This is a genomic window from Streptococcus sp. 27098_8_23, assembly GCF_041432195.1.
Lineage (GTDB): Bacteria > Bacillota > Bacilli > Lactobacillales > Streptococcaceae > Streptococcus.
Map to the genome: position 1 here is coordinate 51339 of NZ_JAPVZF010000003.1, position 24758 is coordinate 76096.

At 40.6% G+C, this 24758-nt stretch carries 32 protein-coding genes; 21 read left to right on the forward strand and 11 right to left on the reverse strand.

What is annotated here, in order from left to right:
* Positions 1–61: 61 nt before the first annotated feature.
* The 4 genes from O3652_RS05720 to pepF all read left to right on the forward strand — a co-directional run bounded on the left by O3652_RS05720 (position 62) and on the right by pepF (position 4175).
* Entirely contained in the window at positions 62–535 is a 474-nt protein-coding gene (locus tag O3652_RS05720) for a GNAT family N-acetyltransferase (RefSeq protein WP_125413765.1), read from the forward strand.
* A gap of 137 nt (positions 536–672) precedes the next feature.
* Positions 673–1623: a 50S ribosomal protein L11 methyltransferase gene (prmA, locus tag O3652_RS05725; RefSeq protein WP_125413766.1), complete on the forward strand. Its 951-nt coding sequence runs from the start codon at positions 673–675 to the stop codon at positions 1621–1623.
* A 1-nt stretch (position 1624) separates the two neighbouring features.
* On the forward strand, positions 1625–2368 hold the full coding sequence (locus O3652_RS05730; protein WP_125413767.1) for a 16S rRNA (uracil(1498)-N(3))-methyltransferase: 744 nt from the start codon (positions 1625–1627) through the stop codon (positions 2366–2368).
* Positions 2369–2378: 10 nt separating this feature from the next.
* The gene (gene pepF, locus O3652_RS05735; protein ID WP_125413768.1) at positions 2379–4175 is read left to right on the forward strand and encodes an oligoendopeptidase F; all 1797 of its coding nucleotides are present in this window, start codon (positions 2379–2381) and stop codon (positions 4173–4175) included.
* A gap of 90 nt (positions 4176–4265) precedes the next feature.
* Here pepF and O3652_RS05740 read toward each other — a convergent pair whose 3' ends face one another.
* Positions 4266–5234 (reverse strand): hypothetical protein, encoded by a 969-nt coding sequence (locus tag O3652_RS05740; RefSeq protein ID WP_125413769.1) that lies wholly within the window; start codon positions 5232–5234, stop codon positions 4266–4268.
* Positions 5235–5425: 191 nt separating this feature from the next.
* On the opposite strand from O3652_RS05740, the gene O3652_RS05745 reads away from it, so the two are divergent.
* From O3652_RS05745 to O3652_RS05790, 10 genes are all read left to right on the forward strand, one after another.
* Positions 5426–6124 carry a hypothetical protein gene (locus O3652_RS05745; protein ID WP_000745352.1) on the forward strand — a complete coding sequence of 233 codons (699 nt, stop codon included), beginning with the start codon at positions 5426–5428 and terminating at the stop codon, positions 6122–6124.
* Positions 6125–6178: 54 nt separating this feature from the next.
* Entirely contained in the window at positions 6179–6895 is a 717-nt protein-coding gene (locus O3652_RS05750) for a hypothetical protein (protein ID WP_371590159.1), read from the forward strand.
* Between the two features lie 135 nt (positions 6896–7030).
* On the forward strand, positions 7031–7702 hold the full coding sequence (locus O3652_RS05755; protein ID WP_371590160.1) for a hypothetical protein: 672 nt from the start codon (positions 7031–7033) through the stop codon (positions 7700–7702).
* Positions 7703–7836: 134 nt separating this feature from the next.
* On the forward strand, positions 7837–8514 hold the full coding sequence (locus O3652_RS05760; protein WP_125412897.1) for a hypothetical protein: 678 nt from the start codon (positions 7837–7839) through the stop codon (positions 8512–8514).
* Between the two features lie 170 nt (positions 8515–8684).
* Positions 8685–9362, forward strand: a complete 678-nt coding sequence (locus tag O3652_RS05765) for a hypothetical protein (protein ID WP_125412904.1) — start codon at positions 8685–8687, stop codon at positions 9360–9362.
* Between the two features lie 9 nt (positions 9363–9371).
* Positions 9372–10655: a DUF2974 domain-containing protein gene (locus O3652_RS05770; protein WP_125412907.1), complete on the forward strand. Its 1284-nt coding sequence runs from the start codon at positions 9372–9374 to the stop codon at positions 10653–10655.
* Positions 10643–11059 carry a hypothetical protein gene (locus O3652_RS05775; RefSeq protein WP_125412910.1) on the forward strand — a complete coding sequence of 139 codons (417 nt, stop codon included), beginning with the start codon at positions 10643–10645 and terminating at the stop codon, positions 11057–11059. Before O3652_RS05770 ends, O3652_RS05775 begins: the two co-directional genes overlap by 13 nt.
* Entirely contained in the window at positions 11053–11367 is a 315-nt protein-coding gene (locus O3652_RS05780) for a hypothetical protein (RefSeq protein ID WP_000959511.1), read from the forward strand. Before O3652_RS05775 ends, O3652_RS05780 begins: the two co-directional genes overlap by 7 nt.
* 106 nt (positions 11368–11473) lie before the next feature.
* The gene (locus O3652_RS05785; RefSeq protein ID WP_125412913.1) at positions 11474–12265 is read left to right on the forward strand and encodes a DUF2785 domain-containing protein; all 792 of its coding nucleotides are present in this window, start codon (positions 11474–11476) and stop codon (positions 12263–12265) included.
* Between the two features lie 109 nt (positions 12266–12374).
* Entirely contained in the window at positions 12375–13043 is a 669-nt protein-coding gene (locus O3652_RS05790) for an MIP/aquaporin family protein (RefSeq protein ID WP_084937188.1), read from the forward strand.
* Between the two features lie 217 nt (positions 13044–13260).
* Here O3652_RS05790 and queF read toward each other — a convergent pair whose 3' ends face one another.
* From queF to O3652_RS05825, 7 genes are all read right to left on the reverse strand, one after another.
* On the reverse strand, positions 13261–13752 hold the full coding sequence (gene queF, locus O3652_RS05795; protein WP_070683808.1) for a preQ(1) synthase: 492 nt from the start codon (positions 13750–13752) through the stop codon (positions 13261–13263).
* A 17-nt stretch (positions 13753–13769) separates the two neighbouring features.
* Positions 13770–14486: a 7-carboxy-7-deazaguanine synthase QueE gene (gene queE, locus O3652_RS05800; RefSeq protein WP_084937186.1), complete on the reverse strand. Its 717-nt coding sequence runs from the start codon at positions 14484–14486 to the stop codon at positions 13770–13772.
* Positions 14479–14922: a 6-carboxytetrahydropterin synthase QueD gene (gene queD / locus O3652_RS05805; RefSeq protein WP_070683812.1), complete on the reverse strand. Its 444-nt coding sequence runs from the start codon at positions 14920–14922 to the stop codon at positions 14479–14481. Before queD ends, queE begins: the two co-directional genes overlap by 8 nt.
* Positions 14922–15575, reverse strand: coding sequence for a 7-cyano-7-deazaguanine synthase QueC (gene queC / locus O3652_RS05810; RefSeq protein ID WP_125412918.1), 654 nt, complete (start codon positions 15573–15575; stop codon positions 14922–14924). The genes queD and queC overlap by 1 nt, the downstream gene beginning before the upstream one ends.
* A gap of 202 nt (positions 15576–15777) precedes the next feature.
* Positions 15778–16092, reverse strand: coding sequence for a thioredoxin (trxA, locus tag O3652_RS05815; RefSeq protein WP_001029581.1), 315 nt, complete (start codon positions 16090–16092; stop codon positions 15778–15780).
* Between the two features lie 15 nt (positions 16093–16107).
* Positions 16108–16329, reverse strand: coding sequence for a DUF4649 family protein (locus O3652_RS05820; RefSeq protein ID WP_000570263.1), 222 nt, complete (start codon positions 16327–16329; stop codon positions 16108–16110).
* A 97-nt stretch (positions 16330–16426) separates the two neighbouring features.
* Positions 16427–16807 (reverse strand): MarR family winged helix-turn-helix transcriptional regulator, encoded by a 381-nt coding sequence (locus O3652_RS05825; protein ID WP_000221641.1) that lies wholly within the window; start codon positions 16805–16807, stop codon positions 16427–16429.
* 196 nt (positions 16808–17003) lie between these two features.
* Here O3652_RS05825 and O3652_RS05830 point away from each other — a divergent pair, with 196 nt between their 5' ends.
* A complete protein-coding gene (locus O3652_RS05830) occupies positions 17004–17378 on the forward strand; it encodes a CidA/LrgA family protein (RefSeq protein WP_125412922.1) in 375 nt (124 codons plus the stop codon).
* Positions 17375–18070 (forward strand): LrgB family protein, encoded by a 696-nt coding sequence (locus tag O3652_RS05835; protein WP_001288935.1) that lies wholly within the window; start codon positions 17375–17377, stop codon positions 18068–18070. Before O3652_RS05830 ends, O3652_RS05835 begins: the two co-directional genes overlap by 4 nt.
* A 31-nt stretch (positions 18071–18101) precedes the next feature.
* Here the strand turns inward: O3652_RS05835 and O3652_RS05840 are convergent, their stop codons facing one another.
* From O3652_RS05840 to O3652_RS05850, 3 genes are read right to left on the reverse strand one after another with little or no spacing between them, the layout of a single operon-like run.
* A complete protein-coding gene (locus O3652_RS05840) occupies positions 18102–18830 on the reverse strand; it encodes a hypothetical protein (protein WP_000498774.1) in 729 nt (242 codons plus the stop codon).
* 15 nt (positions 18831–18845) lie between these two features.
* The gene (locus O3652_RS05845) at positions 18846–19541 is read right to left on the reverse strand and encodes an ABC transporter ATP-binding protein (protein ID WP_000173187.1); all 696 of its coding nucleotides are present in this window, start codon (positions 19539–19541) and stop codon (positions 18846–18848) included.
* Positions 19542–19545: 4 nt separating this feature from the next.
* A complete protein-coding gene (locus O3652_RS05850; protein WP_000119117.1) occupies positions 19546–19911 on the reverse strand; it encodes a GntR family transcriptional regulator in 366 nt (121 codons plus the stop codon).
* Between the two features lie 140 nt (positions 19912–20051).
* On the opposite strand from O3652_RS05850, the gene nrdR reads away from it, so the two are divergent.
* Genes nrdR through der form a run of 5 tightly spaced genes read left to right on the forward strand, consistent with a single transcriptional unit; the run spans position 20052 to position 24620 of the window.
* Entirely contained in the window at positions 20052–20525 is a 474-nt protein-coding gene (gene nrdR, locus O3652_RS05855; RefSeq protein WP_001203676.1) for a transcriptional regulator NrdR, read from the forward strand.
* A complete protein-coding gene (locus O3652_RS05860; protein WP_125412925.1) occupies positions 20526–21689 on the forward strand; it encodes a DnaD domain protein in 1164 nt (387 codons plus the stop codon).
* On the forward strand, positions 21690–22586 hold the full coding sequence (gene dnaI / locus O3652_RS05865; RefSeq protein WP_000446487.1) for a primosomal protein DnaI: 897 nt from the start codon (positions 21690–21692) through the stop codon (positions 22584–22586).
* A complete protein-coding gene (locus tag O3652_RS05870) occupies positions 22583–23296 on the forward strand; it encodes an NADPH-dependent oxidoreductase (RefSeq protein ID WP_070568320.1) in 714 nt (237 codons plus the stop codon). Before dnaI ends, O3652_RS05870 begins: the two co-directional genes overlap by 4 nt.
* A gap of 13 nt (positions 23297–23309) precedes the next feature.
* Positions 23310–24620 carry a ribosome biogenesis GTPase Der gene (gene der / locus O3652_RS05875; RefSeq protein ID WP_247929853.1) on the forward strand — a complete coding sequence of 437 codons (1311 nt, stop codon included), beginning with the start codon at positions 23310–23312 and terminating at the stop codon, positions 24618–24620.
* Positions 24621–24758 lie beyond the last annotated feature (138 nt).

The window sequence follows — 24758 nt, forward strand, 5'->3', positions numbered from 1 at the left end:
AACAGCGTGTGGAAGAGCATAGAAGTACTAGTTGAGAGAGTGTGTATTTGGGGGTAGTAGTATGATTCAGATTGTCCGAGCAGGAGCAGAGGATTTAGAAACCGTAATTGCAATTCAAAGGGCTAGCTTTAAGGCTGTCTATGAGAAATATCAAGATGAGTATGATCCCTACATAGAGGGTCGTGAACGAATCAAGTGGAAATTGGTTGAGCGTCCCAATAGTTATTACTACTTTTTGAAAGAAAAGGACGAAAATATCGGATTTTTACGAGTTCAGACCAATGAGGAATTGACGGAGGCTTGGTTGGGAACGGCAGCGATTTTGCCCCAGTATCAAGGAAAAGGTTATGGTTCTGAGGGATTGAGATTACTGGAAAAGGAATTTCCAACGATTAAACAGTGGGATTTGTGTACGGTATTACAGGATGCGGGCATGGTCGCCTTTTATGAGAAAAATGGTTACCGTCAAACCCATATCGAGCCTGAAAAAGAAGGTATGGATATGGTTTACATGAAAAAATTGATTGACAAATAGAAAGGATGGTTCGGTTACATTTCTAAACTGAACCCGCCCTAAACACTGTGCCAAAAAGATAAACTTCTCTTAGACACAAGCGTCTTCAGAGAGTTTCCTATTTTGGCTTTGTGTTTTACGGGCTTGGTATCTTAATGATGGAAACATGGCAAGAGTTAAAAGTTACAGTGAAGCGTGAGGGAGAGGAGCTGGTCTCCAATCTCTTGATTGAGCTAGGAGCGCAAGGTGTTGCGATTGAAGATAGTATGGACTATGTGGGGAATGTCGACCGTTTTGGTGAAATATTCCCAGAGGTTGAGCAACAAGAAGAAATCGTAGTGACAGCCTACTATCCTGACACGGTTGATGTAGCAGTAGTTGAGGCAGATTTACAGGTTCGCCTAGCAGAATTGACAGATTTTATGGATCTAGGAGAGGTCAAGATGGGCACGACTGACTTGGCTGAGGAAGACTGGGCAGACAACTGGAAGAAATATTATGAACCAGCTCGCATTACTCATGACTTGACCATCGTGCCGTCTTGGACGGACTATGAGGCGACTGCGGGAGAAAAGATTATCAAGCTGGATCCTGGTATGGCCTTTGGTACGGGTACTCATCCAACGACCAAGATGAGCCTTTTTGCCTTGGAGCAGGTTCTTCGTGGTGGCGAAACGGTGCTTGATGTAGGAACTGGTTCAGGGGTTCTCTCCATTGCAAGCTCGCTGCTTGGTGCTAAGAAAATTTTCGCCTATGACCTGGATGATGTGGCGGTTCGGGTGGCTCAGGAAAATATCGAGCTCAACCCTGGCATGGAAAACATCCATGTTGCTGCTGGAGATTTGCTCAAGGGTGTGGAGATTGAAGCAGATGTCATTGTGGCCAATATCTTGGCGGATATTCTCATTCATCTGACAGACGATGCTTATCGTTTGGTCAAGGACGAAGGCTACCTGATCATGAGTGGGATTATCAAGGACAAGTGGGACATGGTGCGCGAGTCAGCTGAGTCAGCTGGATTTTTCCTTGAAACCCACATGATTCAAGGGGAATGGAATGCCTGTGTCTTTAAGAAGACTAAGGATATTTCAGGTGTGATTGGAGGCTAGCATGCAGCAGTATTTTGTCAAAGGCAGTGCTACATCACCTATCACCATTGAGGACAAGGAAACCAGCAAGCATATGTTTCAGGTCATGCGGCTGAAAGAAGATGATGAGGTGACCTTAGTCTTTGAGGATGGCATCAAGCGCTTGGCGCGCGTGCTGGATGTAGAAGCTCGTCAGTTTGAATTAGTTGAAGAATTAGCTGACAATGTGGAACTGCCAATCCAAGTGACCATCGCATCAGGATTTCCCAAGGGAGACAAGCTTGAGTTTATCACTCAAAAAGTGACGGAACTAGGTGCTAGCCAAATCTGGGCATTTCCAGCAGATTGGTCGGTCGCCAAGTGGGATGGTAAGAAATTGGGCAAAAAGGTTGAAAAACTAGAAAAAATCGCCCTTGGAGCAGCAGAACAAAGCAAACGTAATATCGTTCCAAGTATCAAACTTTTTGAGAAAAAAGCAGACTTTCTAGCCAAACTAGACCAGTTTGACTCTATCATAGTGGCCTATGAAGAGTCAGCAAAAGAAGGAGAAACCGCTGCGCTCTTACAAGCAGTCTCTGGTCTTGAAAAAGGAGCCAAGCTGCTCTTTATCTTTGGGCCAGAAGGCGGTCTCTCACCAGCAGAAATTGAAAGTTTTGAATCTAAAGGAGCTGTTCTTGCAGGACTTGGCCCTCGCATCTTGCGAGCAGAAACAGCACCACTTTACGCCTTATCAGCCCTTAGTGTTTTAGTAGAATTAGAGAAATAAGAGGAAGAAAATGGAACAAAAACACCGTTCAGAATTTCCAGAAAAGGAACTTTGGGATTTAACTGCCCTATACCAAGACCGTGAGGATTTCTTGCGTGCAATCGAGAAAACGCGCGAAGATATCAACCAATTTAGCCGTGATTACAAGGGTAATCTTCATACGTTTGAGGAGTTTGAAAAGGCCTTTGCGGAATTGGAACAAATCTATATCCAGATGAGTCATATCGGCAATTACGCCTTTATGCCTCAGACGACAGACTATAGCAATGAAGAGTTTGCCAATATTGCCCAAGCTGGGATGGAATTTGAAACAGATGCCAGCGTAGCCTTGACCTTCTTTGATGACGCCTTGGTGGCTGCAGATGAGGAGGTCTTGGACCGTTTGGGTGAGCTGCCACACTTGACGGCAGCCATTCGTCAGGCCAAAATCAAAAAAGCGCACTACCTAGGGGCTGATGTGGAGAAGGCTTTGACTAATCTTGGCGAAGTTTTCTACAGTCCACAGGACATCTACACCAAGATGCGAGCTGGGGACTTTGAGATGGCTGACTTTGAAGCCCATGGCAAGACCTATAAAAACAGCTTTGTGACCTATGAAAATTTCTACCAAAACCACGAGGACGCTGAGGTTCGTGAGAAATCTTTCCGCTCCTTCTCAGAGGGACTACGTAAGCACCAAAATACGGCTGCCGCAGCCTATCTAGCTCAAGTCAAGTCGGAAAAACTCTTGGCTGATATGAAGGGTTACGACTCAGTCTTTGATTATCTCCTAGCTGAGCAAGAAGTGGACCGTGCCATGTTTGACCGCCAGATTGATCTCATCATGAAGGATTTTGCGCCAGTTGCCCAGAGATACCTCAAGCATGTTGCCAAGGTCAATGGTCTTGAAAAGATGACCTTTGCTGACTGGAAATTGGACTTGGATAGCACCCTCAATCCTGAAGTGAGCATTGATGATGCCTATGACTTGGTCATGAAGTCAGTCGCACCATTGGGTCAAGAATACACTCAAGAAATTGCCCGTTACCAAGAAGAGCGCTGGGTAGACTTTGCTGCTAATAGTGGCAAGGATTCTGGTGGTTATGCGGCGGATCCATATCGCGTGCACCCTTATGTCCTCATGAGCTGGACTGGTCGTTTGAGTGATGTCTATACCTTGATTCATGAAATTGGGCATTCTGGTCAATTTATCTTTTCAGACAATCACCAAAGCTACTTCAATGCCCACATGTCAACCTACTATGTCGAAGCGCCATCAACCTTCAATGAATTGCTTCTCAGTGACTACTTGGAGCACCAGTCTGATGACCCACGTCAAAAACGCTTTGCCCTTGCCCACCGCTTAACAGATACCTACTTCCATAATTTCATCACCCACCTCTTGGAAGCAGCCTTCCAGCGTAAGGTTTATACATTGATTGAAGAAGGGGAAACCTTTGGAGCAAGCAAGCTCAACAGCATTATGAAGGAAGTCTTGACAGATTTCTGGGGAGATGCTATTGAAATTGACGACGATGCGGCCTTGACTTGGATGCGACAAGCTCACTATTACATGGGCTTGTATAGTTACACTTACTCTGCTGGTCTAGTCATCTCGACTGCAGGTTATCTTCATCTGAAACATTCAGAAACTGGAGCTGAAGATTGGCTCAATCTCCTCAAATCAGGTGGTAGCAAGACACCGCTTGGGTCAGCTATGATTATCGGTGCTGATATTTCAACAGACAAACCACTCCGTGATACCATCCAATTTTTGTCAGACACAGTTGACCAGATTATCGCCTACAGTGCTGAGTTGGGAGAGTAAGGGTATCCAGTGTCGGATTTAAGACGGTTTATCGATAAGATGAATACACAAAAATCACCTGTTTGAGGTGATTTTTTATGCTTTAAAGATTTATTCAAATTTTCCTTTATTGGCCTCGTTTGAAGCCTTCATGCTAATTTGTAAAAGGTTGGCGAGATTTTCATTATCAAGGCTAGCTTCACCATTATTATCCACTTTTATGGCAAGGTAATGAGGGTTTCGATCAAAATAATCCATGCCCTCTAGGTCTACGTAGTTGTCAGCTTTAAAATCAAGCGCGGCTAATTGATAAACAAATCGAATATTTAGAGCTTTAGCATAGTCTGTTTCAAGAACCTTCTGTTGTTCTTCCACCAGTCCTTGAAAGAATTCGAGATTGTCTGTGTGATAGGATGCTTTGACTTCGTATTGGTAAGTATCTACAGCTGGGGACATAAATTTCAAATAAACCATGTCGCCATCTACCTTATAGTCCTCAAGAGTATAGGCACCTGCTTTTCCTAATGCATTGGTGTTGACCTTGAAAAACATAGGCGCATAAATTTTGAGAGGATATTTTTCTCCTTTATATTCAAAGATGGTATCATTTGAAAAATTCGGACGGATTTTAGTTAACTCAGGGACTAAATATTCGTTCCAAATCTTATCAAATAACTCTTCTTGATTGCTAGCACCCGCTGATTTCACAACTAGGTCAAGATTTTCTTGATTGACAAAGACGGCATCCACTAATTTGAGGGCTGTTTGAACCTTAGGATCCGAAATTTCCTTTTTCTTTTTTTCAAGATTCTCAGCCGCCTCTTTCGTGCGATCTAGAGTTTTATTAAATTGACTGCCACTGTTTGTTTCAACAAAGGTTCTCTCATAGTTGGTAGGTTCAACTTTGGCATTCCAGTCAAATGAAGCAGCAGGACCAGTTACATCTTTCTTATGGTAGGTAGAAACCTGATTGTTTGAATTATTTGTAGAACTAGTAGATGGCTTTGATGAGCAAGCACCAAGGGCTAAGGCTAGTGTTGTCACACAAGCTAGGCAACAAAGTCTGAACGATTTTTTCATACATTTCTCCTTCAAGTAATGCTTGTTATTCATTGTCTATTATATCATGACCTTTAGAATTACAGTGTTTTAAAATGTATTAGACAGGATTTTAACATCATAGATGAAACAGTCATATCAGCCTTTTATGATATACTATAAGGGAAATATGATTAGTTGTTTTATTAATTATCATAAGTAAGGAGAAGGTTATGAAAAAACGCGCGTTTTTCGCAATATTACTTTTAGGAGGATTGATCATGATAGGATTGGCAGGATGTGGAGAAAATAAGAACAGTCGAGAATGGATTGAGAACAAAGTCTCTGAGGTTAGTCGTGTCTATCCAACCGAGAATCTGTTTGATTTGTTTAAGCAATTTCCGAAAGGGTTTAATATTACTCAAACATTTTATAAGGATTCGCTCAGAACAGTAGTTTCCTTAGATGGAGATGAAGAAAGTCAAACCATAAAAGGAAAGATAGAGACTATACAAATTTCTACTGATCCATATAAAGAAGAAGTGGAAGAGCATGTTGATGTAGAATATAAGGATGGTGAATTTATATTTTCTAACAATGAGGTAGCGGAAAAAATTTGGGGTTATAAAGGTTTTCTGTTCCAAAAATTAAGTTTGAATAGAGATGTTTTATCTAAGATGAAGCTTGAAAAGTTTCGATATTTTTCAAATCGCAATGTGTTTGAAATCTATTATATTAGTGATAACTCTACGATAAATAATTTCCTTAAGTCAAATGGAGAACACATGTTATCAATAAGTGGAGCGGAATCTTATAATAATACAAAAGGTTATCGATTGAATGTTAATATTGCTTTTAAGGATACCCCAAATGATGGAATGAGTGAGATAGTTTCAAGTTGGATAGATGATAGAAATAGTGTTTCTAATTAATTTGATAACATTTTAAATATCCTGATTGAACTGATCATAAATAAGGAGAGTATTATGAAAAAACGTATGTTTTTCGCAATGTTAGTTTTAGTAGGGTTGATAATGATAGGAATAACAGGATGTGGAGAAAATAAGAACAGTCGAGAATGGATTGAGAACAAAGTCTCTGAGGTTAGTCGTGTCTATCCAACCGAAAATCTGTTTGACTTGTTTAAGCAATTTCCGGAAGGGTTTGAGATTAGAAGTATTGATACTTACGATGAGACGAAGGACTATTCTCGTTATCAGAAGATTGAACTCGTAGGAAATGCAGAAACAAAAGAAATAACTGGTAATTTTAAAAGAATAGAAGCTCGAGGTAATCCTTATGAAGAAAAAGTGCTTTTAGAAAGTCGTATTGTGTACACTGAAAAAGGATTGGAATTTTTGAATCCAGAAGTTTCTAAAGATGATTTGTTTTATGATGGTTTTTTATTTCAAAAGTTAGAACTAAATAAAGCAGTTCTATCTCGATTTGAGCTCAAAAAAACGTACTATAATTGGGAGACTGGTGATGCTTCTATTACTTACAAAAATGTAAATTGTAAAATTATTCAGGATTACTTCCATATGCAATCAAGTGAGTCGTTAGACCTTTTTATTAGTGCAGATCACTCTGCAACTATTGGCTATGAATACGGTTATCCTGTGGTTTTTGACGGAGAAAATATATCTCATTCAGAACTTATAACAGGAAAAAGTAAGAGTATGGAGAAGATAGATGCCAAATAGTAATGTACTGACCTTGGATGCGTCTAATCTGACTTACGAATTTGAATAAGAAGCAAGGAAATGTTGCTTTTATTGTATACCATAAGGGAACTATGATTAGTTATTTTATGGAATATTATAAGTAAGGAGAGGGTTATGAAAAAACGTATATTTCTCACAATGGTACTTTTAGGAGGATTGATCATGATAGGATTAACAGGATGCAGAGAAAATAAGAACAGCCGAGAATGGATTGAGAATAAAGTCTCTGAGGTCAGTCGAGTTTATCCAACTGAAAATCTCTTTGATTTGTTTAAGCAATTTCCAGAGGGGTTTGAGGTCTATCAAGTATATATGAATGATAAAGTTAGCATAAAAATATATTTAACCGGAAATAGTCAGTTCAAGACGATAACTGGTAAATTAATTCGAAAAGATTTGAAGTTAGAAAAAAAGACAGACATTATTGATGTCAATTACATAGAACAGAGATTCGTTTTTTCAGATGAAGAAAGAGCAAAAGAAATTTGGGATTTTAAAGGTTTTCTGTTTCAAGAATTAATGATTAATAAAAGTATTTTATCTGAGCTTAAATTAGAAAGTAAGAGTTATAACAGTGTAACTAATGGTTTTGACATATCTTATAGTGTGAATAATCCAATAATAAACAAATTTTTTAAAAAGGATGGTTTTAAAAATGGCATATTAGAATTTGGAAGCTCTTTGCAGAGTAATGATTATTATTACTATTCTGTAGTTGTTGATTACAAAGACGGTTATTATTTTAGAGAAACAGTGTCTAATGGAGAATTGAATAATGGCGAGTAGTGGAATTCCAACTTTAGATGCAGCAAATCTGGCTTTTGAATTTGAAAAATATGCAAGGAAATGTTGCTTTTATGGTATACTATAGGGAATTAAATTTGGTTGTTTTATGGAATATTATTAAAAAGGAGAAGGTTATGAAAAAACGCATATTTCTCACAATATTACTTTTAGGGGGATTGATCATGATAGGATTAACAGGATGTGGAGAAAATAAAAATAGCCGAGAATGGATTGAAAACAAAGTATCTGAGGTTAGTCGTGTCTATCCAACCGAAAATCTCTTTGACTTGTTTAAGCAATTTCCAGAAGGGTTTGAGATTGAGCAGGTCTATTTTAAAAAGAAAAGTGATGGAATTGACGATTTCATCACAGAAATTAAGCTGACAGGTGATGCAACATCGCATACAATAACGGGTACTCTTGCTAAAATTCCAGCGAAGGATGATGCACCAAAGAGCGATGAAGTGGTAGTAAGTGTTCAATATGTAGACAACAAATTTATTTTTTCTGATGAAGAAACCGCTAAAAAAATATGGAAGTTTGATGGTTTTTTGTTTCAAAAGTTGACTTTAAATAAAACAGAATTGTCTAAGTTAAGATTAAAAGAGAAATCGTATAATAGCGTGACAAATGGTTTTAGTATTTTATATTTTACAGAAAATGAAATAGTTAATAATTATTTTCATAAAAATGATTCTGAAACATCCGTACTAGAGATTGGAAGTTCTCTACAAAACGAGGGTTATTACTACTACTCAATTTTACTAGATTACAATGATGGCTATTATTTTAAGGAGAGAGTATCGAATTAGGAGAGAAGTATGAGTAAGAAGGATACAGTGAACAGTGGTATTGCTACTCTGGATGCTTCTAATCTAACTTATAAATTTGAATAAGATACAAGGAAATGATGCTTTTATGGTATACTATAAGGGAACTATGATTAGTTGTTTTATTGAATATCATAAGTAAGGAGAGGGTTATGAAAAAACGCATATTTCTCACAATGTTACTTTTAGGAGGATTGATCATGATAGGATTGGCAGGATGTGGAGAAAATAAGAACAGCCGAGAATGGATTGAAAATAAAGTCTCTGAGGTCAGTCGAGTTTATCCAACCGAGAATTTGTTTGACTTGTTTGAAAAGTTTCCGGAAGGTTTTGAGATTGAGCAGGTGTATTTTAAAAAGAAAAGTGATGGAATTGACGATTTTATCACAGAAATTAAGCTGAAAGGTGATGCAACATCGCATACAATAACGGGTACTCTTTCTAAAATCCCAGCGAAGGATAATGCACCAAAAAGCGAAGAAGAGGTAGTAAGTGTTCAATATGTAGACAATAAATTTATTTTTTCTGATGAAGAAACTGCTAAAAAAATGTGGAAGTTTGATGGTTTCTTGTTTCAAAAACTTGGTATAGATAAAGAATTTTTAAGCAAATTATCATTAAAAAACAAACATTTTAACGGAAATAATGGTTCTTTTGATATAGATTATATTATAAAAAACACAACGATTAACCAATATTTTAATAAAAAGCAACAAGCTGAAACAGTACTAGGATTTGGTAGTTCTTTGAGGTTAGATGACTTTTATTACTATTCTGTTACTGTTGATTTTAATGATGGCTATTATTTTAAGGAGAGAGTATCGAATTAGGAGAAAAGTATGAGTAAGAAGGATACAGCGAATAGTGGTATTGCTACTTTAGATGCAGCAAATCTGACTTATGAATTTGAGAATGTGCGAGTTAACCAACCTGAAATTGGACATGATGATAGAAAACAACTTCTGGATGCAGTAGACAGAAGTAAACCTCTCCCCTCAAACCTCCAATATCTAGATGATTTTCATGATGACTCTACTGGGACGAGTGGTACAGCCTTTCTAGATAAGGATAGTGGAGAGGTGATCATTGCCTATACAGGAACGAATCCTAATGCGGATATAGCCAAGGATGTCGCTACAGATGCCGGTAGTATAGCCATGGCGCTCGGTTTTCATTATGATGAAGCTTTCACATTTTATGAAAGGATTCGACAGAGATATGGGGATAATATTACTCTAACAGGACATTCTTTAGGAGGCAATATCGCTCAGAGGGTGGCCTTAGAGTATAACGCTCCCCGTACTGTGGTATATAACTCAGCTCCCCTCTATTTAGAAGGTCTTATCAAATCTAAAGATAAAATCATAGATTATCTGACTCCCTGGGATTCGGCAAGGGAGAAGATAATCAATAAACAAAAGACATTCACAGGTCAAGTAGTACGAATCCGGACTCAAGATGACCCCCTTAATAATGTATCTATTCCTCTTTTGGGTGTGTACTTGGGGGAAGATTACCTGCTTGAAAATTCTGGTGGGCACAGTATTGATCCAGATATTACGGGTGATAAAAATCAAATTAACCAAATCAAGGATATTTTGGAAAATCAGAGTCCAGAGAAGATGACTGGACTTGAAAAGAAGAACTATGAGACCCTGAAGAAATTACAAGGTGTCAAAAATGGACTTCTAAAACAGTTGAATACTCAATTTTTATCAGATGGTAGTATAAGTAGCCATGAGATGTTTTTCTTGGATAGCGTCCAAGCAACAGCTGTTGCGACAGCAATGACAGAGAGTGTCAGCAACGGACACAGTGAGATTGAGGCAGTGGCTAAAAAAGCAGTTGCGGATGCTGAAACACTCTACGATAAAAGTAAGGAAGTTCCTTGGTTTGTAACAGAGTTAACTTATGATGAGATAGAGGATGTCTATGCAGAAGCTGGGGTAACGTACGATAGTATTGTAGGGGAGACTCAGAGACATTTTGATAAAAAAGTAAGTAAATCAGCTGCGATTGTAAAAGCATTTACGGATTTGGAAACCAACATTCAGAAAGGTGTTGAGCAGGCGGTTGAAGGAGACGAAAGCTTGGCAAGGGATATTAATCAATGGACAAACTAGAAGAAATCCAAGTGAAAATAAAAAAGCAAGAAGAGGGACTTTGGACCTTGGAGGATGACTATAGAACGGCTAAGAAGAAACTAGAAGAATCCTATGAAAGTTTAGATCATAATCGTTCTCAGTTGACCAGATTATATGAGGAATTTGAGAACATCGCTTATGATTTTGGTAGACAGAATTCTGGAGATGAGAGAGAGCGCCACCAATTTCTGATGTTATTGGAATCTTATTCAAGTGAGACGAGTAGTGAGTATCTTCGTCAATATGCTAAAATAGAGGCAAAAGATGAAGAATTGCAGACTCAGTACCGAAAAGAGCGCTCTCGTTTAGAGAAAGAGTTAGAAGAGAGTTATAGTCAAAGAAAAGACCTATATGAGTTAGAAAGGGAGCAGAAAAAATGCTAGTGGATTTAGTCATAGATGCTTTGATTGGACCTATGTCAGAATCAGCCAGACGAGAAATCAAAAAAACATTAGAAAGAGCAGCTATCAAAGCATTTTGTGCTCCTCCTATAAAATCAGGTAGAAAAGGTATTGTAGATAAGTACGATGAGGAGATAGGGGTTCTTGCTATGACAAATAAGACTGCTGTAACGACTTTAGCAGCTCAAATGGATAGTTCAATTAATGGTTTAGGACAAAAAGCAATTAGCGAGACTATTAGTAAAAATAGTACATCTTTTGAAGATTTAACTCCTAAAAAGAAAAAATAGTGTTTTAACCATGCCCTATTCCTTTCCAATTTTTCCAAATATTCCTCTTCAAAGTCATCTTCGGATGGCTTTTTGATAAGTTACTAGAAATGTAGAGGTACTTGAGATGCGTCGAAAATTACAAAGAAAAGTAATAGAAGAAAAACCGAGCTATAGCCGAGAAGAAATTCAGTGGTTACTTGAGCATTTAGGAGATGCCTCTCCAGAAATTCGAGATGAACTTGTTTTTACGAGTTTGGCTAGAGGGATTCAAGAAGAACTGTTTTCCCTTGAACAGTTTCAGTTTATCTCAGAAGAGGTCTCCTCTGATGAAGGTCTATACAAAGAGATTGATAGTAGAGGAGTTTCGGCTCTTAAACGTTCTTTTAGGGCGCTTATTTATGCCAATCTTTTGTCTGCAGATGGTAATGAGCACTCTCTTTTCTATAAAGGATTAAAAGCTGATATAAGAAATGCTATGCTATCTCAAGGTTTGTATTATCTTAAAAAAGAAAAGGATACGACAGGTTTTTCAAGTCAGTATGGTTGGGTTCACGCTTTTGCGCATGGAGCGGATCTCTTAACTGAAGTCGTTTGTCATCCAGATTTTCCTAGTAACAGAGTTTCTGAAGTATTTGATGTACTGGGTCAACTATTTAAAAGAATTACCATTCGTTTTACAAATGATGAGGATTGGCGCTTAGCGAGAGTACTTTATGAACCCATTTTACAAGGGAAATTAGAGCAAGAACAAGTAGCTTCTTGGATAAAAACTATTGACTTTCCGATAGAAGAGAGGGAAGATTTTTATAAATTTTCCAACTTCAGATCCTGTCTGTTGGAAGTCTATATCCAACTTGACCAGAAAAATAGTTTACAAGATGCCTTGAAAGAAGCCATTCAATCTTTTCAGTTCTAAGGATAAGCGAGTCGTTTCATGATTTTCAAAGAACTTTCCAGTCAATTTTCTTGAAACCCTTTCCTTCTTCTGATAGACTAATACATAGTTTGAAAAAAGGAGACTTATCATGAAAAAATTTGTTGCTGAATTAATCGGTACATTTATGCTTGTGTTCATTGGAACAGGAGCTGTTGTTTTTGGAAATGGTCTTAATGGCCTTGGACACCTTGGAATTGCTTTTGCTTTTGGCTTGGCCATCGTAGTCGCAGCTTACTCAATCGGAACTGTTTCAGGTGCTCACTTGAATCCAGCTGTTTCAATCGCTATGTTTGTAAACAAACGTTTGTCATCTTCTGAGCTTGTAAACTATATCCTTGGACAAGTAGTTGGAGCTTTCCTTGCGTCAGCTGCAGTATTCTTCCTCTTGTCTAACTCAGGCATGTCAACTGCTAGTCTTGGTGAAAATGCCTTGGCAAACGGTGTTACTGTCTTTGGTGGATTCTTGTTTGAAGTTATCGCAACTTTCTTGTTTGTCCTAGTTATCATGACTGTCACTTCAGCAAGTAAGGGCAATGGCGCAATCGCTGGTTTGGTGATTGGTTTGTCCTTGATGGCCATGATTCTTGTTGGCTTGAACATTACTGGACTTTCAGTGAACCCAGCTCGTAGCTTGGCACCTGCTGTTTTGGTCGGTGGCGCAGCTCTTCAACAAGTTTGGATTTTCATCCTTGCTCCAATCGTTGGTGGTATTCTTGCAGCCCTTGTTGCGAAAAACTTCCTTGGAACAGAAGAATAATTGAAACTCAAAAAGCCTTGCTCCTCAGTTTGAGGAACAGGGCTTTTTCGTATTATACTCTTCGAAAATCTCTTCAAACCACGTCAGCATCCATCTGCAACCTCAAAACACTGTTTTGAGCTGACTTCGTCAGTCTTATCTATAACCTCAAAGCAGTGCTTTGAGCAACCTGCGGCTAACTTTCTAGTTTGCTCTTTGATTTTCATTGAGTATGAGTTTAACGGTTGTCAATTTTCTCTGGATAAAGGTCGTGTTGGAAGAGGCGTTGTTCTGCTAAGTCTTCATACTTAGTTCCAGGTCTACCGTAGTTGTAGTAAGGGTCGATTGAGATACCACCACGCGGAGTGAATTTTCCCCATACCTCTAAATAGCGAGGGTCTAGCAAGTTGACCAAGTCTTTCCCGATGGTGTTGATACAGTTTTCGTGAAAATCCCCATGATTTCGGTAGCTAAAGAGGTATAGTTTGAGGGATTTTGATTCGACACAGAGCTTGTCAGGAATGTAGGAAATATAAATGGTCGCAAAGTCTGGCTGAGCAGTGATTGGACACAGTGAGGTAAATTCAGGACAGTTAAATTTGATAAAATAGTCATTTTCCACATGACGATTGTCAAAGGATTCGAGAACTTCTGGTTGATAGTCAAAAATATAGTTGGTTTCTTTGTTGCCGAGGAGGCTTAGGTTTTTCATTTCTTCTTGTTGTGACATGATTTTTTCTTTCTAATTTAAACACCACGTTGGTTGTCGTAGAGGAGGGTATGAAGTTGAGGAAGGACGCGGACATTGCCCCAGCTATCATCAGCAGCGACGCGTTCCCAGAGTTCTTTGAGGCGATCTAGTTGGTCTTGGACAATATTGCCTGTAGCCTTGGGCTCAGGATTTCCAGCCGATAAGAAAAGAACATCTGGTTGGTAACGTTCTTGAATCCCTTTGGCAAAGGCCAAATCGGCATCATCAAAGACAGGGATCTTAAAGGTGACCTTGCCTGGGTCCAGTTGGGAAACGATAAAGTCCAAGGTTTCAAAGTTGACTTCCATCTTGGATGAAGGAGGTTTGGGGCTCAGAGTGACCTGGTCAATATCTTTTAACCAATTTTGCCAGCGGGAGCCTTGGGTCTCAACAGCTAGAGTGACACCGCGTTCCTTGAGCTTGGTGACGAGTTGAGCCATGTTGGCTGCTAGGATAGCAGGATTTCCCCCAGACAGGGTGACGTAGTCGTAGCTTCCTAGCTTATCTAAGGCAGCAATGACTTCATCAGCGGTCATACGAGTTGGTTTTTCAGAACCATCCCAAGTAAAGGCAGAGTCGCACCAGTCGCAATGGTAGTCGCAACCAGCAGTGCGGACAAACATGGTTTTCTGCCCGATAGCACGGCCTTCACCTTGAAAGGTTGGGCCAAAAATTTCCAGAACTGGTAGTTTGAGGACACGTTCCCTAGTCATCTAACCACTCCCGTCTAAACTCCGCAAAGGCAGTCGGAGTTTCATAGAGGCGAACGTATTCCATACGGAGACCGCGTTCGTCGGGCAACTCTTGACTCATGGTTTGGAAAATCCAGTAAACCATGTTTTCAGCAGTCGTGTTCATATAAGGCAGGGTTTCATTGAGATAGCGATGATCCAAATGGGGTTCTAAATAGTCCTTGTAGATAGCTTTGATATCTCCAAAGTCGTAGGTCATGCCCCGTTCATCTAAAAATCCACTGACAGCAATCTGCAGATGATAAGTGTGGCCGTGCAGGGATTTGCATTTTCCTTCATAGTGAAAGAGGTGGTGGGCAGCGTCGAAGGTAAATTCTTTTGATACCAAGGTTCTGTGAGAATTGTAGACAAGAGACTCCCCAGTTTCCTGTTTGATTTCTTTGGGTGCAAAAAACATTAGCCCTCTCCTTTCTGTGAGAGATAAACATCTAAACCATGCTGACGCAGGTGGCAGGCTGGGCAATCCCCACATCCACTTCCGATAATCCCATTGTAGCAGGTCAAGGTCTTTTCACGAACATAGTCAAAGGCACTGAGTTGGTCGGCTAATCCCCAAGTTTCAGCCTTGTCTAGCCACATGAGAGGCGTTTGGATAACAAAGTCGTAATCCATGGCAAGGTTGAGCGTGACATTGAGAGATTTGACAAAGACATCCCGGCAGTCAGGGTAGCCTGAAAAATCTGTCTCACAGACACCTGTCACGATGTCTTTAATGCCTCGTTGCTTGGCAAGAACTGCTGCAAAGGATAGAAAGAGGTGGTTGCGGCCGTCAACGAAGGTATTGGGAACCTCTCCCTCTTTTTGCTCGATCTCCAGATCAGAGGTCAGGGCATTTTCAGTGATTTGTCCCAGCAGAGACATATCTAAGATGTGATGACGAATGCCTTGTTCCTTAGCGATTTCTCTAGCAACTTGAATTTCGAGATGATGGCGTTGGCCGTAGGCAAAGGTGACGGCTTCGACTGTTTTATAGTGTTCTTTAGCCCAAAAGAGGCAGGTTGTGGAATCTTGACCGCCGCTAAAGACGACCAAGGCTGAATGACGTTTCATAGTACTCCTTCTAAAATGGGAAATGTTCAGAGCACGCAAAAAGCTCCCTTGAGGGGAGCTAAAAAATACCAAGTAGAGGTTTTTTTTAGCGATGGCATGTCCCAAACATCGTAATATTCTACCTACAGTCTAGCATATTTTTTGAAAAATGGCAAAGGGTAAGAAAAAAGAGACCAAATGAAGTACATGGTCTCTCGTGTGATTAGCTCAATTCAGCAACGATGGCCTTGATTTGTTCTGCTGTGTGAACACCTGCAACTTGTTTCACCACTTGGCCGTCTTTTTTGAAGAGAAGGGTTGGGATAGACATGATTCCAAAAGCACGAGCTGTATTTGGATTTTCATCAACGTCCATTTTAACGATTTTCAAGACATCTTCTGAAAGTTCTTCAGACAATTTATCCAAGATTGGACCTTGCATACGACATGGACCACACCAAGTTGCCCAGAAGTCTACCAAGACCAAACCGTCTTTTGTTTCTTGTTCAAATGTTGCATCTGTAATTGCTTTTGCCATTGTATTTCTCCTTTTTTAGTTATATTGGCTTAAATCTTGTTTCATGAGATAGAAGAAAACATCTCCATAAGTCCCATGGTAGTCCAAATCATGACCATTGTAGGTTAATTTTTGGACAGTATAGTAATCAGCAACGCCGATGAGGCAGGCGTGTTGAGAACGTTCAAAGTCTTGGTAAGACTCGAAAGTCATGGTTCTCTCTTGCTTACTGGCGTCTAGATAAGTAATTTCGATCATATAAAACTCCTTTGTTCGATCTTGACTTTATTGTACTCCTTGAAAAGAGGAATGTCAAGAAAAATGATTGCGCACGCAACTTTTTTAAAAAATCTGATTAAGAAATGAAATCAAGACTCGTTTCCAGTCTTTCTTCGACGGCTTTTTGCAGGTAAGCTAGGGTGGTTTGTCCCTCGTCAGTCAGGCAGATAAAACTAGCCCGTCTATCCTGATCGCAACATCTGCGACTAAGCAAACCGCAGTTTTTCTCTTCTAATCGTGCCACCATTCGAGAAACAGCGCTCGGACTGAGATGGAGTTTATCGGGTAAATCAATCTGTCGTAAGGATTTTTCATCGGCTAGATCCAAATAGTAGAGCAGGTAAAACTCTTTCAAGTTCAGCCTTTGTTCACTCTGCTGGGCAATAGTTTCTTCCAACAAGGCTTCCATTTCTTTTTGATGGCGGTTGTAGTCAAACCATTTTTCTAAGTAGGTCATTGCTTTCTCCTTTCTTTTCAAAGTAAAAATCACAAAGTCATTAGTGACTGTTTCTGCAATACAAGATGATTGCGCATGCAATGATTATACTACTTTTAACTAATCCGTGCAAGAGAGAAGAATTGCAATATTTCCTTGAAATTTTCTGAAAAAAGAGTAAACTGGTATGCAAGAAGTCTATTTCGTGGAGTTTAGAATGAAATTATATGTTCAATTAATGATTCTCTTTGTGATTTCATTGATCGGTGAGGGAATCTCCAGTTTCTTTCATCTGCCCATCCCAGGCAGTATTATCGGCTTGATGATTCTCTTTCTAGCCCTACAGTTCAAGTGGCTGAGAACAAGGCACGTCAACATGGTCGGGAATTTCTTGTTGGTCAATATGACCATTCTCTTTTTGCCGCCAGCAGTGGGTATCATGGAAAAGTTTGATGTGATTGCTCCTTATCTTTTGCCTATCGTCTTGATTGTCTTTTTTGCGGCTGTCATCAACATTATCCTCATCGCACTAGTGGTTCAGTTTATCAAGAGACGATTTGAGGGAGATTATGAGAAAGGAGACGCCAAATGAGTGAATTTGTATCCAATCCCCTGTTTGGGATTGCATTATCTATCCTAGCTTATCTAGTGGGGATGTTGATTTACAGACGTTTTCCCCATCCATTGACAACACCCTTGCTGTTGTCGGCTATTTTTATCATTATTTTCCTTAAGGCGACGGGTATTTCTTATCAAGATTATTACCAAGGTGGGGTTTATCTGAACAACTTGATAGTCCCATCGACCGTGGCTCTAGGGATTCCGCTTTATAAGAGTTTTCACTTGATGAAGCATCATGCTCGGAGTATTCTATTTGGTAGTCTGTTAGCAGTAGTTGTCAATACTAGCTTCACTGCCATAGTAGCGAAAATATTTGGCATGGACTTTTTCTTAGCCATTTCTCTCTTTCCCAAGTCAGTAACAACCGCAATGGCAGTGGGGATCACAGAAAAATTGCAGGGTTTAACGACTGTGACCTTGGTCGTCGTAGTGGCCACTGGGATTTTGACCAGTGTAATTGGACCAACCCTTTTGAAGTGGTTGAAGATTGATGATCCAGTGGCTGTAGGCCTTTCCCTTGGAGGAACAGGTCATGCTGTCGGAACGGGAACAGCCTTTCGATACGGCTCAGTAGCAGGAGCCATGGGTGGCTTGGCTATCGGTGTCACCGGTATTCTTTATGTTTTTGTCAGCCCCATCGTAGCCAGTTTGATATTGAGTTAAAGAAAAACCCAGCTTTCTAGCTGGGCATTTTTTATTGCAAGTTAACCTTGTTTTTCAAGATGTAGTAGGTACCAAGATAGTAGATAGCTGATAAAAAGAGATCGCGCAGAATTTCTGTACCAACCATCACGTTATAGTCATTGTCAACTCTTAAGAAGAAAGTGATATAACCAATAACGATTGAAATGACGATATAGGCTAGAATCCCCATGGCTGTTCGATACTCGTTAAAGAGTTGCCCGATAGAGATGGAGAGGTAAATGGACAAAATCCATGCGATTGACCCGACAAACAGTGATAGGGCATACAGCCAGCCGTAGCTGAGATAAGGGGAAATGAAGTTGTAGAGGGCAGTGAAGTCTTTTTCAATTGGTGTTAAGAAGATGATAATCAATATACTCAAGATAAAGACGATATAGCCTAAGATGGACCAGACAAGACCACCTAAAAGTTTTGCGGTGATGATTTGGTGCTCGGAGACAGGCAAGGTCAAGGTCAAGTACCCTTGGCGGTCATAAACACTCCCCTTGAATCTTCGGATGATTAAAAAGATTGTTGCAATCCAAAGAGTGACGCTGAGTCCTCCAAAGACTAGTACTAAAAAGAAGATGAAATAAGCAGCATTGTTAGGATTGTAACTCTGGCTAAGACTGCTAATAAAAGCTCCAATCAAAACTGAAATTGCAAGTACAGCTCCGTAGAGTGCCAGATACCATTTATTGACATTTTTAAATTCATAACGAACTAGATTCCAAAACATAATAATCTCCTTTGCTTAGGCTTTAAATTCCTGTCGGAAGAGTTGGTCAATTGATTCACCTGACTCGTAACGAATATCATCAACATTTCCTTGGCGGACGACTTTTCCGTCTTTGAGGAAGATGATCTCATCCAAGATTGGCTCAATATCTGAAATCAAGTGGGTTGAAATCAGTACCGTAGAGGTTGGTGAGTAGTTGTTGATGATGGTATTGAGGATATAATCACGGGCAGCTGGATCCACGCCTCCGATTGGTTCGTCCAGAACGTAGAGGCGGGCTTCACGGCTCATAACCAGGATGAGTTGGACCTTTTCCTTGTTCCCTTTTGATAGTTTCTTGAGGCGACTGTTTTCATCAATACCGAGATCGGCTAAAAGGTGTTGGGCTTTTTCGAGATTGAAATCTTGGTAGAAGGTTTTAAAATAGGTTAGAGCATCCTTAACCTTCATCTCTTCGTTGAGGTAGGTTGTATCTGGTAGGTAGGAGACGATCGCCTTGGTAGCAGGACTTGGATCCTGTCCGTTAATGAGGACACGTCCTTTATTTGGTTGAAGGAGGCCATTGATCAGTTTGATTAGAGTTGTTTTTCCGGATCCGTTTGGTCCAAGGAGCCCGACAATCTTTCCGGCTGAGATCTCTAGTGAGATATTGTCAAGTGCTGCAGTTGCTCCATATGATTTTGTTACATTTTCAAGTGCTAGTAGTGTCATAGTCTTAAACTCCTTTAATATAGTCGCTTAATACATTTGGCAGTTCTTCTTTTTTGTAGCCAAATTGAAGCATGCAAGAGACGAATTGTTGCAGTTGCTCCTCGGAAAGTTGTTTGCGGGACTGAAGAATGAGGTCCAAATCCTCGGTGACAAATCGACCAGTTGTCCGCTTGCTGTATACAAATCCTTCACGTTCGAGGTCAGACAAGGCGCGCTGAATGGTATTGGGATTGACCCCAGCCTCGCTCGCCAAATCTCTCACGGTAGGGAGCTGTTGGTTGGGTTCCAGTTCATGGGAAACAATCTGTAATTTGATTTTTTCCATAATCTGTAAATAAATCGGTTTTGTATTATCAAATGACCAGGACATCATAGTCTCCTTTCTTTGTCTTTGTTGTTCTAATTAAATAATACAATAAAACAAAAAACTTGTCAAGTAAAAATAAGAATTGTTTTGGGAATTGCTCAAAAAATGGTATAATGAAAAGAAAACGACAAGGAGGGAAATGCATGCGTTGTCCAAAATGTGGGGCTACCAAGTCTAGTGTTGTTGATAGTCGACAAGCCGAAGAAGGAAATACCATCCGTCGAAGACGTGAGTGCGACGAGTGTCAGCATCGTTTTACAACCTATGAACGAGTAGAAGAAAGAACGCTGGTTGTCGTCAAAAAAGACGGTACACGTGAGCAGTTTTCGAGAGATAAAATCTTTAATGGGATTATTCGCTCAGCCCAGAAACGCCCTGTGTCAAGTGATGAAATCGGCATGGTGGTCAATCGCATCGAGCAAAAACTCCGTAGTCGCAGTGAGAATGAGATCCAAAGTGAATATATTGGGTCTTTAGTCATGGAAGAATTGGCAGAGCTTGATGAGATTACCTATGTTCGTTTTGCCAGTGTTTATCGTAGCTTTAAGGATGTGAGTGAGTTGGAGAGTCTGCTCCAGCAAATCACCCAGTCCTCTAAAAAGAAAAAGGAAAAATAGATGAAACCAAATGACCGTTTTTCTTTTCTAAAGAATAATCGGGTGTCGCAAGATACCTCTTCTCTGGTGCAGTGCTACCTCCCGATTATCGGTCAGGAGGCACTGAGCCTCTATCTATATGCTATTACCTTTTGGGATGGTGGGCAAAAGGAACACCTTTTTGCCAACATTCTTAATCATTTGAACTTCGGGATGAATACGCTCCTCCAGTCTTTTAAAATCTTATCTGCTTTGGATTTGTTGACCCTTTATCAGAAGGGAGAAACTTATGAATTGCAGCTTCATTCTCCCCTACCTAGTCAGGATTTTTTAACTCATTCTGTCTATAGCAGACTCTTGGAGAGAAAAATTGGGGATACTGCACTTGCTTCCCTGAAGCAGGCTCCAAGTGAGGGAGAAGCACTCTCTGTTTCTTTGAGCCAAGTCTTTCCAACCCTGACTGATGAAGTGACACCAAGTGAGTCTAAAAGCAAGTTAAAAAACGATTTTGATTTGGAACATTTCCAGCGCCTGATGGCTCGAGATGGCTTGCGTTTTGAAGACGAGCAGGCGGATGTTTTGGAATTGTTTGCCATCGCAGATGAAAAAAAATGGACCTGGTTTGAAACCTATCAATTAGCCAAGGCGACAGCGGTGGCTCAGGTTATTTCAGTCAAACGCATGCGTGAAAAGATAGCACAAAAACCAGCTACTTCTGACTTTAGCCCCAAAGAAATGACCATTATCAGGGAAGCCAAAAATAAAACTCCCCTGCACTTTTTAGCGGAAATCAAGCAAACGCGTAAGGGGAACATCACTCAGAGCGAACGAGAACTCCTTCACCAGATGGCGTCTTTAGGCTTGTTGGATGAAGTCATCAATATCGTCTTGCTTCTAACCTTTAACAAGGTTGATTCGGCTAATGTTAATGAAAAATATGCCATGAAGGTCGCAAATGACTATGCTTATCAAAAAATTCGGACAGCAGAAGAGGCTGTGCTTCGGATTCGAGAGCGTCAGCAAAAAGGGCAAGAAGACCAGAAATCGAAAACTAGCTCGACTAAGACAAATGTTCCCAAGTGGAGTAATCCAGAATATAAAAATCAAACCAGTGAGGAAACTCGTCTGGAACTAGAACGTAAAAAACAAGAAATGTTAGCCCGATTAGAAGAAGGAGGAGACTAGATGGAAAGTGTTGGCGACGTTATCAAGCGTCAGACAAGTCGTTTTCAGTATCAGGACCTAGTCCAGCAGATTATGAAGGACCCAGATGTGGCGGCTTTTATCCAGAAAGAATCCCTCAGCCCAGAGGAGTTGAATCGTAGCATCTCCAAGTTCAACCAATATATCACAGAACGGGACAAGTTTCTTCGTGGGGATGCGGACTATATAGCGCGTGGCTACAAGCCCATCTTGGTTATGAATCACGGTTATGCGGATGTGTCTTATGAAGAAACACCAGAACTAATCGCGGCAGAAAAAGAGGCTGCAATTAAGAATCGTCTTAAGTTGATCAATCTACCAGCAAGTCTTAAGAAAGCGAAATTGGCTCAGATTGACCTGGATGATCTAGGACGCTTGCCGATTTTTGAGAGACTCTATTCCTTTGTTGACCTTTACCCAAGCATCCGAAAGGGCCTCTATCTTTACGGAGATTTTGGTGTTGGTAAGAGTTTCATGATGGCGGCCTTAGCTCACGACCTATCTGAAAAGCGTGGGGCATCAACGACGATTCTCCACTATCCAAGCTTTGTCATTGATGTGAAAAATGCCATCGGTGAAGGATCTGTGAAGACCTTGGTGGATGACATCAAGTTAGCAGAAGTCTTGGTCTTGGATGATATTGGTGCAGAGCAGTCAACACCTTGGGTGCGTGATGAGATTCTCCAAGTTATTCTCCAGTATCGTATGCAGGAAGATTTGCCGACCTTCTTTACTTCCAACTTTAATTTCCAAGATTTGGAAAAACATTTTGCCAAAGGAAAGAATGGAAATGACGAGACTTGGGAAGCTAGACGGGTCATGGAACGAATCCGTTATTTGGCTGAGGAGACAAGACTAGAAGGAGAGAATCGCCGATGACGGAAACCATTAAACTGATGAAAGCTCATACTTCAGTTCGTCGCTTTAAGGAGCAAGAGATTTCTCAAGAGCACTTAAATGAAATCTTGACTGCTGCTCAAATGGCGTCTTCTTGGAAAAATTTCCAATCCTACTCTGTGATTCTTGTACGCAGCCAAGAGAAGAAAGATGCTTTATATGAATTGGTTCCCCAGGAAGCCATTCGCCAGTCGGCTGCCTTTTTGCTTTTTGTTGGTGACTTGAACAGAGCTGAAAAGGGAGTAAACCTTCATACGGACACTTTCCAACCCCAAGGAGTGGAAGGTCTCCTCATCACATCTGTGGATGCTGCGCTTGCTGGGCAAAATACCTTGCTTGCGGCTGAGAGTCTGGGATATGGTGGTGTGATTATCGGTTTGGTCCGTTACAAGTCGGAAGAAGTGGCAGAGCTTTTTAATTTGCCTGACTATACCTACCCCGTTTTTGGGATTGCCATCGGTGTGCCAGATCAACAACATGATGTCAAACCAAGATTACCTTTGAGCCAAGTGGTATTTGAAGAAGAATACCAAGAACAGCCTGTAGCAGCGATTTTGGACTATGACATAGTTCAGGCAGACTATGCTGGTGCGCGTGCGACGACCTCTTGGAGTCAACGTTTGGCAGAGCAGTTTGGTCAAGCCGAACCTAGTTCAACTCGGAAGAATCTAGAACAGAAAAAGTTATTGTAGAAAGTGAGAAAACATGGCCTTACCAACTATTGCCATTGTGGGACGTCCCAATGTTGGGAAATCAACCCTATTTAATCGGATCGCTGGTGAGCGGATCTCAATCGTAGAAGATGTCGAGGGTGTGACACGTGACCGTATCTATGCAACGGGTGAGTGGCTCAATCGTTCCTTTAGTATGATTGATACGGGAGGGATTGACGATGTCGATGCTCCCTTTATGGAACAAATCAAGCACCAGGCAGAAATCGCTATGGAAGAAGCGGATGTCATCGTCTTTGTAGTGTCTGGGAAAGAAGGAATTACAGATGCGGATGAGTACGTAGCCCGTAAACTCTATAAAACCCATAAACCTGTTATCCTTGCCGTTAACAAGGTTGACAACCCTGAGATGCGAAATGATATCTTTGATTTCTATGCGCTTGGATTGGGTGAACCGTTGCCAATTTCGTCTGTGCACGGTATTGGTACGGGTGATGTGTTGGATGCCATCGTGGATAATCTACCACACGAAGTTGAAGAAGAAAATCCAGATGTCATTAAATTTAGCTTGATTGGCCGTCCTAACGTTGGAAAATCCAGTTTGATCAACGCTATTTTGGGAGAAGACCGCGTGATTGCTAGTCCAGTAGCTGGAACAACGCGTGATGCCATTGATACCCATTTTACAGATACGGATGGTCAAGAGTTTACCATGATTGATACAGCTGGTATGCGTAAGTCTGGTAAAGTCTATGAAAATACGGAGAAATACTCTGTCATGCGTGCCATGCGTGCCATTGACCGTTCTGACGTGGTCTTGATGGTCCTCAATGCCGAAGAAGGTATTCGTGAGTACGACAAGCGTATCGCAGGTTTCGCCCACGAAGCTGGTAAAGGAATGATCATCGTGGTCAACAAGTGGGATACACTTGAGAAAGACAACCACACCATGAAGAACTGGGAAGAAGACATCCGTGAGCAGTTCCAATACCTGCCTTACGCACCGATTGTCTTTGTATCAGCTTTGACCAAGCAACGTCTCCACAAATTGCCTGAGATGATTAAGCAAATCAGTGAAAGCCAAAACACTCGGATTCCATCAGCAGTCTTGAACGATGTGATTATGGATGCCATTGCTATCAATCCAACACCGACAGACAAAGGGAAACGCCTCAAGATTTTCTACGCAACCCAAGTGGCAACCAAGCCACCAACCTTTGTCATCTTTGTCAACGAAGAAGAACTCATGCACTTCTCTTACTTGCGTTTCTTGGAAAATCAAATCCGCAAGGCCTTTGTCTTTGAAGGAACCCCGATTCATTTGATCGCAAGAAAACGCAAGTAAGCCTTACTTATTTTTCTACAAAAACAAACTAAAAGAAGACTTCATAGTCTTCTTTTTTCTATCTAAGAGGGGAGAAAAGAACCTATCAAATTGGAGGAGAATCTGTCATCAAATTTCAATCATTCTCCTATCTTTTGT

What these genes read in the sequence shown, in the direction of transcription:
- O3652_RS05720 (WP_125413765.1), top strand. Translation starts at nt 62, where the DNA reads ATGATTCAGATTGTCCGAGCAGGAGCAGAGGATTTAGAAACCGTAATT.
- prmA (WP_125413766.1), top strand. Translation starts at nt 673, where the DNA reads ATGGAAACATGGCAAGAGTTAAAAGTTACAGTGAAGCGTGAGGGAGAG.
- O3652_RS05730 (WP_125413767.1), top strand. Translation starts at nt 1,625, where the DNA reads ATGCAGCAGTATTTTGTCAAAGGCAGTGCTACATCACCTATCACCATT.
- pepF (WP_125413768.1), top strand. Translation starts at nt 2,379, where the DNA reads ATGGAACAAAAACACCGTTCAGAATTTCCAGAAAAGGAACTTTGGGAT.
- O3652_RS05740 (WP_125413769.1), bottom strand. Translation starts at nt 5,234, where the DNA reads ATGAAAAAATCGTTCAGACTTTGTTGCCTAGCTTGTGTGACAACACTA.
- O3652_RS05745 (WP_000745352.1), top strand. Translation starts at nt 5,426, where the DNA reads ATGAAAAAACGCGCGTTTTTCGCAATATTACTTTTAGGAGGATTGATC.
- O3652_RS05750 (WP_371590159.1), top strand. Translation starts at nt 6,179, where the DNA reads ATGAAAAAACGTATGTTTTTCGCAATGTTAGTTTTAGTAGGGTTGATA.
- O3652_RS05755 (WP_371590160.1), top strand. Translation starts at nt 7,031, where the DNA reads ATGAAAAAACGTATATTTCTCACAATGGTACTTTTAGGAGGATTGATC.
- O3652_RS05760 (WP_125412897.1), top strand. Translation starts at nt 7,837, where the DNA reads ATGAAAAAACGCATATTTCTCACAATATTACTTTTAGGGGGATTGATC.
- O3652_RS05765 (WP_125412904.1), top strand. Translation starts at nt 8,685, where the DNA reads ATGAAAAAACGCATATTTCTCACAATGTTACTTTTAGGAGGATTGATC.
- O3652_RS05770 (WP_125412907.1), top strand. Translation starts at nt 9,372, where the DNA reads ATGAGTAAGAAGGATACAGCGAATAGTGGTATTGCTACTTTAGATGCA.
- O3652_RS05775 (WP_125412910.1), top strand. Translation starts at nt 10,643, where the DNA reads ATGGACAAACTAGAAGAAATCCAAGTGAAAATAAAAAAGCAAGAAGAG.
- O3652_RS05780 (WP_000959511.1), top strand. Translation starts at nt 11,053, where the DNA reads ATGCTAGTGGATTTAGTCATAGATGCTTTGATTGGACCTATGTCAGAA.
- O3652_RS05785 (WP_125412913.1), top strand. Translation starts at nt 11,474, where the DNA reads ATGCGTCGAAAATTACAAAGAAAAGTAATAGAAGAAAAACCGAGCTAT.
- O3652_RS05790 (WP_084937188.1), top strand. Translation starts at nt 12,375, where the DNA reads ATGAAAAAATTTGTTGCTGAATTAATCGGTACATTTATGCTTGTGTTC.
- queF (WP_070683808.1), bottom strand. Translation starts at nt 13,752, where the DNA reads ATGTCACAACAAGAAGAAATGAAAAACCTAAGCCTCCTCGGCAACAAA.
- queE (WP_084937186.1), bottom strand. Translation starts at nt 14,486, where the DNA reads ATGACTAGGGAACGTGTCCTCAAACTACCAGTTCTGGAAATTTTTGGC.
- queD (WP_070683812.1), bottom strand. Translation starts at nt 14,922, where the DNA reads ATGTTTTTTGCACCCAAAGAAATCAAACAGGAAACTGGGGAGTCTCTT.
- queC (WP_125412918.1), bottom strand. Translation starts at nt 15,575, where the DNA reads ATGAAACGTCATTCAGCCTTGGTCGTCTTTAGCGGCGGTCAAGATTCC.
- trxA (WP_001029581.1), bottom strand. Translation starts at nt 16,092, where the DNA reads ATGGCAAAAGCAATTACAGATGCAACATTTGAACAAGAAACAAAAGAC.
- O3652_RS05820 (WP_000570263.1), bottom strand. Translation starts at nt 16,329, where the DNA reads ATGATCGAAATTACTTATCTAGACGCCAGTAAGCAAGAGAGAACCATG.
- O3652_RS05825 (WP_000221641.1), bottom strand. Translation starts at nt 16,807, where the DNA reads ATGACCTACTTAGAAAAATGGTTTGACTACAACCGCCATCAAAAAGAA.
- O3652_RS05830 (WP_125412922.1), top strand. Translation starts at nt 17,004, where the DNA reads ATGAAATTATATGTTCAATTAATGATTCTCTTTGTGATTTCATTGATC.
- O3652_RS05835 (WP_001288935.1), top strand. Translation starts at nt 17,375, where the DNA reads ATGAGTGAATTTGTATCCAATCCCCTGTTTGGGATTGCATTATCTATC.
- O3652_RS05840 (WP_000498774.1), bottom strand. Translation starts at nt 18,830, where the DNA reads ATGTTTTGGAATCTAGTTCGTTATGAATTTAAAAATGTCAATAAATGG.
- O3652_RS05845 (WP_000173187.1), bottom strand. Translation starts at nt 19,541, where the DNA reads ATGACACTACTAGCACTTGAAAATGTAACAAAATCATATGGAGCAACT.
- O3652_RS05850 (WP_000119117.1), bottom strand. Translation starts at nt 19,911, where the DNA reads ATGTCCTGGTCATTTGATAATACAAAACCGATTTATTTACAGATTATG.
- nrdR (WP_001203676.1), top strand. Translation starts at nt 20,052, where the DNA reads ATGCGTTGTCCAAAATGTGGGGCTACCAAGTCTAGTGTTGTTGATAGT.
- O3652_RS05860 (WP_125412925.1), top strand. Translation starts at nt 20,526, where the DNA reads ATGAAACCAAATGACCGTTTTTCTTTTCTAAAGAATAATCGGGTGTCG.
- dnaI (WP_000446487.1), top strand. Translation starts at nt 21,690, where the DNA reads ATGGAAAGTGTTGGCGACGTTATCAAGCGTCAGACAAGTCGTTTTCAG.
- O3652_RS05870 (WP_070568320.1), top strand. Translation starts at nt 22,583, where the DNA reads ATGACGGAAACCATTAAACTGATGAAAGCTCATACTTCAGTTCGTCGC.
- der (WP_247929853.1), top strand. Translation starts at nt 23,310, where the DNA reads ATGGCCTTACCAACTATTGCCATTGTGGGACGTCCCAATGTTGGGAAA.